General features: G+C 41.0%; 6 protein-coding genes. All 6 read right to left on the bottom strand.

Annotated features, from left to right (window positions below; all coding sequences use genetic code 11):
* Nucleotides 1-307: 307 nt before the first annotated feature.
* A complete protein-coding gene (locus tag ANSO36C_RS04740; protein WP_251958605.1) occupies nt 308-976 on the bottom strand; it encodes a DUF4347 domain-containing protein in 669 nt (222 codons plus the stop codon).
* Between the two features lie 639 nt (nt 977-1,615).
* Nucleotides 1,616-3,238: a beta strand repeat-containing protein gene (locus tag ANSO36C_RS04745; RefSeq protein WP_251958606.1), complete on the bottom strand. Its 1,623-nt coding sequence runs from the start codon at nt 3,236-3,238 to the stop codon at nt 1,616-1,618.
* A gap of 212 nt (nt 3,239-3,450) precedes the next feature.
* Entirely contained in the window at nt 3,451-12,474 is a 9,024-nt protein-coding gene (locus tag ANSO36C_RS04750) for a hypothetical protein (protein WP_251958607.1), read from the bottom strand.
* Nucleotides 12,475-12,641: 167 nt separating this feature from the next.
* Entirely contained in the window at nt 12,642-13,160 is a 519-nt protein-coding gene (locus tag ANSO36C_RS04755; RefSeq protein WP_251958608.1) for a hypothetical protein, read from the bottom strand.
* A 119-nt stretch (nt 13,161-13,279) separates the two neighbouring features.
* Nucleotides 13,280-15,037 (bottom strand): autotransporter outer membrane beta-barrel domain-containing protein, encoded by a 1,758-nt coding sequence (locus tag ANSO36C_RS04760; RefSeq protein WP_251958609.1) that lies wholly within the window; start codon nt 15,035-15,037, stop codon nt 13,280-13,282.
* Nucleotides 15,038-15,202: 165 nt separating this feature from the next.
* Nucleotides 15,203-15,631: a hypothetical protein gene (locus tag ANSO36C_RS04765; RefSeq protein ID WP_251958610.1), complete on the bottom strand. Its 429-nt coding sequence runs from the start codon at nt 15,629-15,631 to the stop codon at nt 15,203-15,205.
* Nucleotides 15,632-15,718 lie beyond the last annotated feature (87 nt).

Below are 15,718 nucleotides of genomic sequence, written 5' to 3' on the forward strand. Positions count from 1 at the left end.
GTTATATTATTATTATTTTCAGGTTTGAAGTTAGTCCACTGTACAGTAAAACGATTATATTCTGATTTTGTGTAAATTTTTCCTGTGCGGTCAGTAGCAGTTATTTGTGCATCTAAATCATCCCAAAAAGGGAAAATGCTATTTAGTGGTACGCCAGAACTAGTAGATGGGATAATAGCGTTATTCCTAAATTGAGCGGTTCCATTAAATGAAATCCCTCCATTTTCACCAATAATTATTTGACTGAAATTATTGCCGTAAAAATTAAATTCAAAAGGCAGAGTAATCGGAGTTTGCCCGTCTCTACCTACTGTACTCTGAAAGATGCCAGTAGAACTGATATCTGTAAAAGCAACCGTTCCTTTAGTCGCCTCTTTTGAGTCATAATACGTGTAATATTTATCGCCACCCGTTCCAAATACTCAGCATAAGTTACTAACACTTCAGGTTGAAATATTAAACCAGGAAAATGTGAAATATCTTTTCCGTAGCGAACATCTAAATCCCACTTACCACCTAAGTTTGAGTTACCAACAGCAGTACTAGAAGTGTATATATTAGCTTGAGTAATGTTGTGCAGTTTCTCTAAAAACTGAGTTCCGGCATCCGCACCAACATTACAACCATAAAGAAGAAGCGCAGGAGTATAGTAGTTAGGAGTTGAATTAAACCAAGTTTGAAGTTCTTGGGTGTAATGTCCTAAAGTTTTTAGGCTTAGTTCCGCATTCCCTAAATAAAGTGTTCCCGGTGCCCCGTGTGAGATGATATGTATACTCTCAACATACTGTTGCTGGGACAAAGTTTGTGTAATTTGCTCGACTCCATCAACTTCTGGATGCAGAATATAGACTTCTGTACCTGCCTTGATACCATTTCTAAGGTCTTGATAATTTTGTATTTGTGAGTCAATGAATACTAAAATAGAGCTATTTTCTGGAAAAGATGCTTGGGAAAATAAGGGCTGGTTAGATTTCATATTTTTACTCGTTATTTTTTGCTATTAATAAATAAAATCTAAAAGTTCAGTTAATTGGTGCTTGAGTAGTTATCTTCGATTGCAAACTGTTGATATGGTAAGGAGTTATCAAATAACTGTAAGTTCATTACTCTCGCTTGTTATCCTTACCAAGTAAATACTATGTTGGAGAATTAAATCTTTGAACCCTTTTGAACTTGTTGTTCCTTGTTATTCTAAGTATTTTACATAGTAACAACCTCAGTAATTACTCTTAAATGCAATTTAAATGTTAATTTAGTAAGTAGATATAATAAAAACAAACTATGCAAAAATAAGTAAATATGGAGAATGTATCTATATGAGGTAACTTATACGTGGGCGCTTGTTTAAGGGTATTTCTAACTCGTGAGCAAGATCGAACTTTGTTAAGTTTAAGAACACAGGAGCTACTACAGAAAGTTAAATTGCAATGATATTTATACGTAATTTATATGCAATTAGGGCTGTTAAGCTCGTATAATTACTGGTATAAATAAACGGCAAATTAAAACAGGGCTTGTAAAAATCCTGATTTTATTATGACCAAACAAAATAAATGTAGAGACATGAAATATCACGTCTCTACAAATCGAGAATCAGCAAATTTTCAATAAACTACTAGTTCTTCCTTTCTTCATCAACTATAAGTCGAGCCGAAAGTAAGCTGAGATCATCGAGAGTGATAAAGTCTTCGCCAAGACCAGTATCTATATTGGTGTCAACTGAGATAGATTCGATGGTAACTAAATCGGCTCCTGACCCAAGTAGAATACTTAACTTTTCAATGTCATTGTAGTTAATTTCACCGTTCATGCCGAAGCCAGTAACTAAGGTATCGTTGACAATCACTGTGTTGTCTTTTGTATCACCTGAGTCATCAATATTTAATGTATTGCTACCTATACCACCTGATACAATCAGTGCTGCTGAGATATTATCAACAAGTTGGTTAAGATTGCCGACATTTGCAGTGTCATTGCCAACGCCGAGTTTGACGTTGGTTTCACCAGAGATATTTTCGACATTGACTGTATCATCACCTGCGCCTGTATCGATATATGTTAGTTGCTGATGAGTGCTTTCAATGCTGAGAATGTCGCTACCCGAACCCATTATTAGGTTTAAATTCTCGAAGTTGCCGTAGTTAATTTCACCGTTCATGCCGAAGCCAGTAACTAAGGTATCGTTGACAATCACTGTGTTGTCTTTTGTATCACCTGAGTCATCGATATTTAATGTATCGCTATCTATACCGCCTGATACAATCAGTGCTGCTGAGATATTATCAACAAGTTGGTTAAGATTGCCGACATTTGCAGTGTCATTACCAACGCCGAGTTTGACGTTGGTTTCACCAGAGATATTTTCGACATTGACTGTATCATCACCTGCGCCTGTATCGATATATGTTAGTTGCTGATGAGTGCTTTCAATGCTGAGAATGTCGCTACCCGAACCCATTATTAGGTTTAAATTCTCGAAGTTGCCGTAGTTAATTTCACCGTTCATGCCGAAGCCAGTAACTAAGGTATCGTTGACAATCACTGTGTTGTCTTTTGTATCACCTGAGTCATCGATATTTAATGTATCGCTATCTATACCACCTGATACAATCAGTGCTGCTGAGATATTATCAACAAGTTGGTTAAGATTGCCGACATTTGCAGTGTCATTGCCAACGCCGAGTTTGACGTTGGTTTCACCAGAGATATTTTCGACATTGACTGTATCATCACCTGCGCCTGTATCGATATATGTTAGTTGCTGATGAGTGCTTTCAATGCTGAGAATGTCGCTACCCGAACCCATTATTAGGTTTAAATTCTCGAAGTTGCCGTAGTTAATTTCACCGTTCATGCCGAAGCCAGTAACTAAGGTATCGTTGACAATCACTGTGTTGTCTTTTGTATCACCTGAGTCATCGATATTTAATGTATCGCTATCTATACCGCCTGATACAATCAGTGCTGCTGAGATATTATCAACAAGTTGGTTAAGATTGCCGACATTTGCAGTGTCATTACCAACGCCGAGTTTGACGTTGGTTTCACCAGAGATATTTTCGACATTGACTGTATCATCACCTGCGCCTGTATCGATATATGTTAGTTGCTGATGAGTGCTTTCAATGCTGAGAATGTCGCTACCCGAACCCATTATTAGGTTTAAATTCTCGAAGTTGCCGTAGTTAATTTCACCGTTCATGCCGAAGCCAGTAACTAAGGTATCGTTGACAATCACTGTGTTGTCTTTTGTATCACCTGAGTCATCGATATTTAATGTATCGCTATCTATACCGCCTGATACAATCAGTGCTGCTGAGATATTATCAACAAGTTGGTTAAGATTGCCGACATTTGCAGTGTCATTACCAACGCCGAGTTTGACGTTGGTTTCACCAGAGATATTTTCGACATTGACTGTATCATCACCTGCGCCTGTATCGATATATGTTAGTTGCTGATGAGTGCTTTCAATGCTGAGAATGTCGCTACCGAACCAAGCTTGATATTTAGGTTCTCAAAGTTACCGTAATTAATTTCACCATTCATTCCCAAACCAGTAAGTAGGGTGTCGTTGAGGATGGCTGTATTGTCTTTGCTATCTCCAGAATCATCGATATTTAATGTATTGTTACCTATGCCCCCCGATACAATCAACGCAGCGTAAATGTTATCTAGTTGTTTGTTGCGATCGCCTACATTAATTGTGTCATCACCAGCACCGAGTTTAACGTTTGTTTCGCCAGCAATGGTTTCAACATTCACTGTATCGTTGCCTGCACCTGTAAAAATGTAGCTAATTCCTTGGTGAGTGCTTTCAATATTGACAACATCGCTTCCCGAACCCATTAAGACATCAAGCATTTCCAGTTGGCTGTAGTTAATGCCAGCAGTTAAATCTAGTCCTCTAATGGTGCTGTTGGTTAAAGTTAACGTACTGTTATCGCTATCAGCAGAATCGTTGACTATTAAGTAATCTTGACCCTCTCCACCGCTGACTGTTAGCAATGTAGCGATGCTATCGACTGTGTTCTCATTATTAGCAACCTCGATATAGTCATCACCAGCACCAGTATCAACCGAGGTCGCTGCGCCAATTGTCTGGATGAATACAATATCGTTGCCTTCTTGGGTACCGATGTTAGTAATACCCAGAGTTTTTTCTAGAACTAAGGTGTCGGCACCGATACCTGTATTAAAGTTGAGCTTGCCAGTAAAATCGTTGAGCAAGTTAATGTTGTCGGCGCCAGAACCTAATTGGACATCGATTTCCTTCATGCCTGAGTATTTAAAGCGTTGGTCGAGTCCTAAACCAAAGATATTGTTTTGACCAATATTAATGGTTTCATTACGGCTGTTGGTTTCGCGTGCGATATCAACTATTAACTCGTTGTAACCTGCACCTGCATCTACGGAAATTTTCTGGGTAAAGCTAGTGTCTTTGATAGTGAACTTGTCATCACCTGTACCCAACTTGACATCAATTGCCTGGAAGTTAGTGTATTCTAGATTGCCTGCGCCTGTAAAGCCAGTGATAGTACCGTTATCGAGTAATAGGTCGAATGCTTCCGTCTTGTTAGCGTAGTCCATCAAGATGGTGTTTTGTCCCTGACCGGAGTTGACATTTACCTCAGCAGTAATGTTGGAAGCAATGTTGAGCAAGTTGTTACCCGAACCCAAGTTGATATTAATTTTTTCAACCTTGAGATAACTAATATCACCTGTCATTCCCGCTAAACCGGAGATTCTATCAACCGTCACCTTGAGGTTATTGTTCGACGGGTTGCCGCTATTTTCGATATTTAAGGTATCGAAGTCATCGCTGGTATTGATATCTATCGAACCTGCGATACTGTTAAGAGTTTTGTTCTTATCGCCCAGGTTAATAATATCGTTACCATTCTGCGACCTAATAACAGTGGTGAGAATACCAGTTGCTGAGTAGTTAATTATATTTCCATCGATATTAATGATATCGCTATCATCGCCGCCGTCAATTTTAACACCAATGCTCTTGAGGGTACCGCTTAGGGTAATAGTGCTACCGATACCAAAATCTTTATTATCAAAGTCACCTTGGATGATAATTTCACCCAGTGTCGCAATCAAGGTATTTTCAGCTATTAAGAGGTTATCGCCAGAATTGAGGGTAATGTTACCACTTATCGTGGTGATATTAGCTCTAATCGTCAAATCGTCGCCGCTTCCTTGAGAATCACCCGATTGCAAGCGGATTCTAGCACCTGCCGATACATTACCTGCGATCGCTAGCGGGCTATGGGTTTCTACTTGGACACCACCGCCAGCATTTATACTATCGACAGTCAAGCCACCGTAGTTGCTGAGGTTAGCACCGCCACCTGCGATAACGCTTACATTTTTAACCGAGGTTTCCAGTAATGCATTGTCTGTACCTATACCTTGGGTTGTTTGCATCGTCAAGCTTTCAGCAGTAAGGTCAACTACACCATCGCTAGCAGCACTAAATATTTGTCCTGTTGTGATGTTGACTTTATTACCTGCTTCCACTTTGCCGATAGTCATTACAGCATTAGTATCAACAGTGGAAATTGTTAGGTTTCCTTGCTTAACGGAAACATCACTGAGGGCGATCGCATTAGCTTCGCTGATGGTAATATCGCCTTTGTCGATAATCGCTGCTTTAAGTTGTTGGACATCGGTCTTAATATTGATACCTTTGAAAGCTGCAAGTTCTAATCCAGAAGCCTTGAGAATAACATCTCTCTCGGTGATGACATTATCGATAACTACTTTTTCTTTGCCAGTAGTAATTAGACCACCGATAAAGTTACCTTTGTCATCGAAGTAACCGTTAGAAGATATCTTCAGGTTTCCTGTTACAGTTGGTGCGCCAATTATATCGAGGTTATCACCAGTCGCAATTTCAACATTAGTACCAATGATATCTTTGAAGCTAATGTTGCCTAAGTCACGCTGTGCTTTCAGGGTTATAGAGTTTGCCAGCATTGGGAATCCAGTCCGTTCCTCTTGAAGGATTCCTGATGGAGTGACAAGTTGAATACCACCAGCTAGTTCCTGCTTCATTTTGGCTTGCAGGTCTAGAGATGCATAGTTAACCGCAGTAAATTTAATTTGGACATCTTTGTACTGCGGATTTTGGGCGATGAATATCTTGTAATCAGACTCGTTTGAGTAAACAACCTTGTAACCAACTACAACATCATTACCATTTGTATCCTTGTTAGTTTCAGTTGGGTCTACGACTGTGTAAGCATAGTCCCCTGCGTCATTTTGACGAGTATAGACAGTAGTACCATTGGGAATCTCGTTCAGATTTTTGCGATCGCCACCTTTACTTAATTCATAACCATCGATGTAGTATTCACGACCATTATTACCACTAAAGACGTACCGACCGCTCATTGCTTCGATGAGTTGATAACTGATGGTATTCAATACAGGGGCTAGTCTTAAGCTATCAACTTCAGCAGCAGTTAGCGCTACTAAGTCACTACCTGATGCCTGATAAACTTTTGTGCCTTCAACAAGTTCTGCTGTGTCTAAGTAGTAAGTGTTCTTGCTATCCTGGTAGCGGTAGTATCCGACAAACTGACCTTCAGTAATTTGGTTTCCACGTGCAATTAAATTGACCTTATCTAAAGGAATCGCTTTGCCACTAGCGTCAACAAAGGTTTCTGGTGAAACGATAATGCTACCGGAACCTAATTCTAATGTTAATTCGGCAGTCTTAATTTTAGGTAGTTGTACGGAACCCTGAAGAATACCTGTTTTACCGTAAGCTAGTTCTAGGAGTTTCGTTCCTTCTAGGGTGACATCATCATCAATAATGATTTGCTGCGTCGCCCGTAATTTTAAAGTATTACTCTTGAGTAATTTATCAGTAGGATTAGTGGTAGAGGTAGTAACAATGATATTACCAGTCTTACTCACAAGTTCGATGCTACCGTAGGTGGCAGATTCGATTCCCGTATTGGCAATTAGATTACCTGCGGTAACAACTTTCACATTACCTTGCAATGCAATCAGGTCGCCTAAAACCAATGTCTTCGCGTCATCGGCGCTAATTCTCTCAATCAAGATATCGCCAGTGTTAGCAGTTGCAGATAGTCCGTTAGTTTCTGTTGCTGTTTCAAAATTAATCGTTTTTCCAGAATTAGCAATTATTTTCTGCGCTACTACATCAGCTATCCCATCATTGGGGTTGACAGCGAGAATTGCACCAGTATTAGAAGTGAGATTAATTTGACTGCTGGAAATTAAGTTACCTTGGGCATCATAATCACTGTACAAACCAGCATTAATCTTTCCAATGGTCATGTCGCCACTGGAGGTAATGTTAAAGGTGCGTGCTTGACTATTATTAATTAACTCGACCCAAGTAGCGATTAATGCACCGCTAGTATTCAGGGTAAAGTTACCCTCACCAATTTTCGCAGAGGTGAGGTTTAAGGTAGTAGCAATGTTGTTAATGCTTACATTACCTGTACCTCCTGCTTCCAGGCTCAGGTTATTGACTTGGGTGTAGAGGTCAAGATTACCGTTAGCAGTGTTGATATCTATGGTATTAGCACGAATGCGGTTGTTGTTATTGCGAGTGATGCTACCTGCGGAGAGAGTCATAGAAGTACCAGCAGATAAATCATCAGCTGCATTCAGACTGAGGATTAATGCGCTACTGGTGTTGAGGGTAAGCTGATCGGCTGCTTTTAACTTATTAACAGTGACATTACCACCAGCAGTAATCTGAATATCGTTACCAGTGCCTAAAGCTGTAACGTCGAGTAAACTAATACCACTAATGGAGTTGATATTAATATTGCCGTTATTGTTGGTGACAGTGGTTTGAACATCGGTAGTTGCTTTTTTATCAACTGTGAGGTCAATATAACCGCTACTGGTGTTATTCACATTCAGGGTAGTAACGTCAAGATTGGCACTAATACCAGATTTGGCGGTGAGGTTGATGGTGTCAGCCGTCATTAAACCATGTTGACGGACACCATTATTAACTAAATAGTTGTTAATAGTACCCTGAGAAGCGGTGATATTCAGAGTTCCAGTGGTGAGCCAACCGGAAGGGAGGTCAACATTACCAGTGGTTTCACCCGCAGACATGGTAATGTTCCCGTTGGCACCAGTTTGTAGGTAAGTGGAGCTATTTCCAGTAATGTTACCATTGCCACCAACTTTATCAGCGAGTTTACCAGCATGGGCAATAATCTCGTTACCTGCGTTGAGTAAGCCTGTAATATTCAGGTCATTACCTGCTTTCAGTTGGATTTGAGTACCAGCATTTACCGTACCTGCAAAATTGATGTCACCAGTGGCGGAAGTGCTAGTGAGGTTGACTTGTCCGCTGTTGTTCTTAGCCAGTAATTCGCTGGAATCGAGGACGTTAATACTGCTACCAGTGATGTTGAGGTTGTTTTGAGCAGAAATATAGGAAGGTGCAGCCAGGGTATCACTAGCACTGCGTCCTTCAGGAAGTTTACCTTGAATATTTACTTCACCCAAACTGGTGATATCAATATTACCGCTTATGCCCTTAGTCTCCAGTTGACCAGTGATGCTGATGTTACCTGTTGCGTCGATAGTAATACCATTAGCAGCACTAATGGAGTAACCAGCAAATTGACCGTAATCTTTTTGGTTAGCTGATGTCTGACGTTCCGTTACCCAAATTGTTTGGTTTTCGGTGATGTTTTCAGTGCGGAATTTAGTTTCCGTCTTGATGCTGACATCTTTAACCTGAATATTACGGGTTTCGTAACGCGGACGACCATCATAAATATCCTGTTCTCGGCTTACCCATTGATAGGATAATTGCAGGCGAGTGTCGTAAATAGGTTTGTATCTAGAAATCCAGTGATATTGATAATCTTGCCAGTCCTCTTTAAGAGTGTAGTTGTATTCGTTACGACCTCGAACAAAACCACCGACATCATCACCACCAAATTGCTCTGTGTACTCAATCATTGACTGAACTTGATCGTACTGCGATTCCCAAGAGTTCAGATTAGAATAACTCAAATTATTATATGGGTACTTGTACGGATCATCATCATACGTTTCACGATCATGTCCATCACCAAAGACATCATCTAAAACAGATTTATCACTGCTTATTAAATTTCTCCATCCCCATGTAGGTACATCTTCTTCTTCATCATACTTCGTGCTAGAGCCATCATCATTGTCCATCCAATAGCCACCAAGCTTAATCCAATCTCCCCAATAATCATATTCAAAGCCAAATTGATCAGTTCTGGTGTTAGAAAAGTTTTTACTGAAAGATGAAGTGTTAAAGTTTAGAGCAGTTACATATTGATCGTAAGCTTGAATTTGGTTAGTGTAACGATCCATCTGATAAGTACTGGCTTGCTTAGATGTCAAACCACTATTCCACTCAGGAGCAATGCTTAACTCTACAGTGTTACGTTCATCAACATTAAAGTAACGAATACCCGAGTTATTGACATAAGATACTTGCCAATAAGCTTCTCCATCTTCATTTGGATTATGTGGACTGTTATGGAGATATGTCTCTATTTCACCAATAAAAGGAATGGATATTGTTGTTTTAGGATAGTCATCATTAGGGTAGTAGTATTTTGAAGCTGCTTGAATATAGCTAACATCGCCTGTGTTCCAATAATACCCAACATATTCACCCGTAGGAGAGGAAACACTACCTTGAGTTATCCATTGATGTAATGAGTTGTAGCTATTAGGTAAAAGCTCATTAAAGTTATTTTTATTATTGTCATTTAAAAGTTTCGCCTCACCTTGAGACACAGTTTTGAGTATTGCTGCTAAATCAGCCGCAATTCCTACTGGTACACGGATATATTTATCTCCCCAACCATCTACATTAATATTGATAATTTTGGTTGCAATATTATTAGGATTGCTAGCCACATCGTAAGAGTTGTAAAAGCCACCATTTACCAAGGTATTTAAATAAGTTTGATAGTTAGAATAACCTTTGTAAATGGCTACCTGATCTTTTTGTGTAGCGGTCAAATCCGCAAAAACATGATCGGTTAATGGTTTACCAGCGCTACCCCAGTTAACATCGTCAACCTTGTAGTCAATGGTATTAATTAAACCAGCTTGTTTGTAGTCACTTCCACCAATGAATTCTTTGCGATAAGTTTGTCCATTAACAGAATCAGTTTTATAAGATTCTGTAGTTTCAGTTAGATTCCAAAAAACATCAGTGCGAGTAGGATTACCATTAACCGTGCGATCGACTTTGGCATTGCTATAACCAAAATCATAGAGTTTGTAGTAACCCAAATATTCTATAACAGCGTTTTTCTGGTCATCATTTAATTCATTGAAACTGTAATTTGGGTCTGCAATATCAGTTTCAACTTTCTTTCCTTGAGCGTTGGTATAAGCCCACTTATTACTTGTGCTATATTTTATTGCTGACCAACTTGTAATGTCAGCAGTATTATAGTCAACCTTATTAACAAACCATTCCCGTTCAATATTTTTCGTGGGGTTCCAGTAACTATCTTGACTGAGCTTGGCATCCATCGTGAAGAATTCATTACCCACGCGGACTTGATCTACTCCTACTTGTTCGGTAACAGTTGTGGGTATCCAGTTAACTACTTCAACCTGAATTGTGCCATCTTCAACCGGCTTAGTTGCGGTGACGACTGGAACAGTAATGGCTTTTTGGGTAATAAAGGGAATGGGTACAGGTTTAGTTCCTGCACCAAGGGCAGAATCTGCACTAATAGTAACTGTTCCACCAGCGAGGAGAGTGGCCATATTATTGGCTTTTAAAGTACCTGTACCATTGATAAGAATATTACCACCACTGAGTTGAGAACGAGTAACTGTACCTCGGAGGGTGTTTAAATCCCAGTTGGGGTTAATACCAGCGCGGATATTGAGGTTTTGCGCTGCGCTAACTAAACCATTAATTTCGGCTGAAGTGACTACATTCAAGGTGACATCTGTACTGCTGTCTAAATAACCTTGTACCCAGAGAGAATCAGCAATAACTTCAATATCTTTATAAGAATCAACTAAAGCAATGCTGAGAGGTGCTTGACTCTTGGCAATAATGACTTTACCAGTACCGTGAATTTGAATGCTGGGGTCAGTGGTTGTAGCACCACCATAAGTCTGAATTAAAGCATTGTTGGGGCGTACAGACTTCAGAGCATCAGTTTCTTGGTAGTCAAGCAGGTAGAGATTTTTACCTTTAATGATTATTTGACCACGCGCTCCAATTTTATTGTCAATGAAGACATCACCTGCATTATTTTCACTGATGATGCTGATTTTGTCAGGGTTAACAGTCGTGCCATTAGAAGGTGCAACTTGTCCACTTAACACAATACCAGCTTCAGCCGAGATATTAATATTGCCACCGAATGCAGTTTCTAATGTACCACCACTCACACGGGTGAGGTTTGCTAAACTCTCAACAGGCGCAACACCTAAAGCTAATTTGACACCATTCGCATCGACATATTCACCGTTGCTATTAATGTAGAAACTAGAACTATTAATTAAACGTCCTTGAGGATCGCGGAAAATTAACGGAGTCAGCATTAACCCGTAACCAGAGTCATTTGTCCCACCGTCAACCGTTAGGGTATCGTCTGCTTTCAGGTAGCCGTTAATTAATAGTAAACCTGCGCTATCAATCGTAATATCTGCGTTATCATCATAAGCCTGAATTAAACCATCAATTTCGACTTGTCCTTGAGCCGTAATATTAATTTTGCTATCGGTGGTATCTGCAAAGATTAATGTACCCGTTTCTGCAAAGCGTGCAGTTGCGTCACTCTTAATGGAACTGAGATCGTTCATGGTGAAGTCTAGCTGATTAGCGCCACCAGCAACATTAATGTTGACGTTATCAGTCGCCCAAGCTGAACCACCACGAGTGACTATTTTGCCGTTCTCTACACCAGCACCACCGAAGGTGACAACATCTGTAGCGTTGAGGTTAACGGTAGCAGTCTTACCTGTCCAAGTGACGGTATTGTTGTTGAGAGATGCACCAGCCAAGAGTGAGCCAGTTACATTAATTACGTCACCACTAACATTAACGGTGCTATTATCGGCACTGCTCATGATGCGGACACCAGAACCGATATTAACTATACCTGTACCATTAATAGTGACGTTGCCAATACCCGCTAAATCTAAGCCTTGTTGCTGATATTGCTCATTAACTAAGATAGTGCGACCAAACTTGATGCTACCGTTAGCATTAGTTTGGCTAATATTGAGGACTTCTCCTGTACCTTGTACCAGAATTTGACCGTTGTAAGCCTCAATGTTATTACCCGCCGTAATCTTGAGTGTACCTTGGCTGATGATGTCAGTCATTAAGGTAGCGTTGTTGGTAGCTGCAATTAAAACTTCTGCGGTATTAGCATTAGCATCACCTGCGGTATTGCGAACTACGCCCTCAATGCTGACGTTTTTACCTGTCATCGTCACATTCTGGCATCAGTAATAATCCGCCCAGAGGTGCGTGCAAGGGTTAATCTCCTTGGGTAGCAGCAATATTAAGGTTGGTCATACCAACGCTACCTTCGCCAATGGTGCTGTCTATGATGACATCATTTAAACCAGCTATATTAACTAAACGTCCATTAATTTTACTGGTGCCGAGGTGTGAATACGGTTTGACCTGCTACGACATTTTTACCAGCACTTAAGCTGACTTGATCATTAGCAGTGAGGCTACCGTGTAACTCAAGGGTGTTCTCGGCAGTGAGGATAATGTCAGAACCTGCGCCACCAGCGATAATATCCCCTTTGACTATGCCGTAGGTTCCCACATTCATTTGAATCGAACCATCACGAGTTTCTAGTAACCCAGTCCCATCGAGGTCAATATCAATACCATCGGGGGATTTACCACTGTTAAGATTGATTGCTTTGTAACCAAGTACCTTACCAGCGATATAAAGCTTACCATTTGGCCCGTTTGGAGAACCGATAGTGACGACTGAGCCAACTTGATCGGCTTTGATAGTATAAGGCAAGGTAGAGGTTAAATCAGTGGTCAGGTTAGTGAAACCTAAGAGATTAGCATTAGTTGAACCAGTTTTGAGGAAAGTAGTTTCGTAAGAACTGGTCAACATTAAGCGACCTTCCCGGATTTTCACCTCCATGTCAGAATTCTCAAAGCCAGCGTAGGTGCTACCAATTGGACGGGTGGTAGTATCTTGAGAGCTTACAACCTTCCAAGTTGCGTTCTTAATAGCGTTATTTAAGTCTGCTACTAAATTTCCTACTTGAGTGTTATCAGCAGTAGCACTAGCAGATAGAGTGACATCAGCTTCATTTTATAGCCAACTTTATCAAGGCGTAGTTTTAAGGTGACATCTTGACTGACTACACCAGTTGCGAATTCGTAGAAACCTGCGGCTTCAATTTCGTTGGTGTGTGCAGGTGCAAGGATGTCAATTCTTCCTGGTGCATTCAGGTTGATTTGGCTATCTTTGCCCCAAGTTGAAATCTGCGTTGAGCCATAAAGCACCATCCCTTTACCGGAGTGGTTTACGCCTGCTTCTACAGGATCAATACCACCAATCAGGTCAATTTGTTTACCTGCACGCAAGGTTTGACCAATTCTGACTTGATTTTCTGCGGTAATTTTGATGGTTGATTGGCCGCCAAAGTCTTTGACATTGACATAGCGACCCATGTAAGAGCCTTTGCTGTCTCGGACTGTGGTAACTTCGCCACCTGGTGCTAATAAACCTTGAACATCTGCATCTTGGGCGGCGTTGATTTCAATGGAACTATTAGCAGCATGAGTAACTAATTCACTGGCGGCTTGAATGTATGCACCTGTTCCAGAACTGTGTGCGCCCCCTGTTACTTTAATATAGTCGTGGGCGAATAAGTAACCGCCAGTTTCAATCGGCTCACCTTGTTTATTAACGGTATGACCACCAATAAAGGCTTGACCAGCAGATTGAATGTTAATTTTACCGTAGTTACCAGACCAGTCAATGGTTTGTGAGAGCAGATTACCGTTATTATCAAAGACTTGGACTAACTTACCACCGGATACCAAAGTACCCATCATTTCCATGTTCCCGGCATTGTTCATAGCGATTAAAGCGCCAGAACCATCGGAGGTTAAGCCCATTGCGGTTGCACCACCAGCAGTTGTCACCAGTAAGCCAATGCCATTATCATCAGCGCCAGCAATACCACCATTCATGGTTACAGACTTAGACGCAAGTAGACCAGTATCTAAGAAGATTTGTTGACCTGCGGTAACGATAACGGTAGAGTCGTTACCAGCCCAGGTTACGCCAGTTTCGCCAATCGTACCACCAGCAACTACTGTACCTAAGATGTCAACATCTTGCGCTCCGCGAATATTGATACTGCTACCCGCTTGCTTGGTGTTAATTCTGGCTGTGCCGTGAACATAAACACTAGAACCTTCGGTATTTGCGCCATTAGTGCTGTTACCATTGGCATCAAAACCACATTCGATGGTGATGTTATCTTGGACATTAAGGAAAGTTTCTAAGTAAACCCAAGTTGGTGTACTAATCTTCAGGTCAGAATTATGACCAAGAACATCAATGTTGCCCCGGATAATAATGTCATCACTAGAAACTAATTCCAAGGTGGTGTCATCAGCCAGACTGGTTAATGTACCAGTGATCAGCATACCAAATTGATCTTCACCAATGGCTGTTAGATAATGATCCTTACCCTTAGCATCTTTAGGTAACTTACTGAAGTAGTCATCGTAGTAATGATTTAAGGGACTACCAGCACTGAGCTTCATCTGGTCGCTGGTGGTGACAGTACCTTTAATTACCAATTCATGCGGCGAGATAATCGTTGCGTCTGCACCTTTGCCTGTCTTCACGGCAGTGGGTTTACCGTTAATTTCATCAAAACGAGCGCCTGCGGTGACTGCACCTCCACTCTCAATAATCACCAATTCACCAGCAGAAACCTTTATATTACCGTAATCTTCACGGGCGGCTATCACACCACCTTCCATGACCTGGGTCATTGTATCAGCCCAGATATCAATACCGGAATTAACTCCTTTGGCTTCGACTAAACCAGCTATCTTGATGCTATCACTAGTGTTAATGGCTAAACTACCACTTTGCAGGACAGTAATATCACTACCGATATCTGTTTTTTAGGCTATTAATACCGTCTTCGTAGCTAACTAGGGTATTAGTACCTGTACTACCTTGAATGTTGATGCTGACATTTTGAGTACGCGTAACCAACCACTAACTACCATTTGCTCAGTCAGGTTCATTACGAGATTATCGGCAGTAATACCGGAATCAGGCACACCATTGGGGTTGTGGAAATTTTGCTTGTTAATTTGGGCAGTGCGAGCTTCAATGGTGAGATTTTCACTAGTGGCGCGAACGTCACCTCTGACATCGAGATGATCGGTTTTGAGGATTGTGGTATTGCGGAACTCCGGTTGATAAGCTTCTGGATTGCGGGGTGCGGCGACCATCTTGCCTGTAGTACCATACATTACATCCCCGATGGTCATCTGGTTGCCTGCATTGGTACGACCGATGGTTACAGTGTCAAAGTTGCCAGCGATCGCAGCTAAGTCTAAACTAGATAACTCCATAACATTGAGGTTATCAACACCAACATCATTGAGATCAGCACCAGCGGAGTTTTCGGCGGCTGCACCGAGGCTGTATGTCCAAGCAAG

It is taken from the genome of Nostoc cf. commune SO-36, from assembly GCF_023734775.1.
In the GTDB taxonomy this organism is placed as follows: Bacteria; Cyanobacteriota; Cyanobacteriia; order Cyanobacteriales; family Nostocaceae; genus Nostoc; species Nostoc commune_A.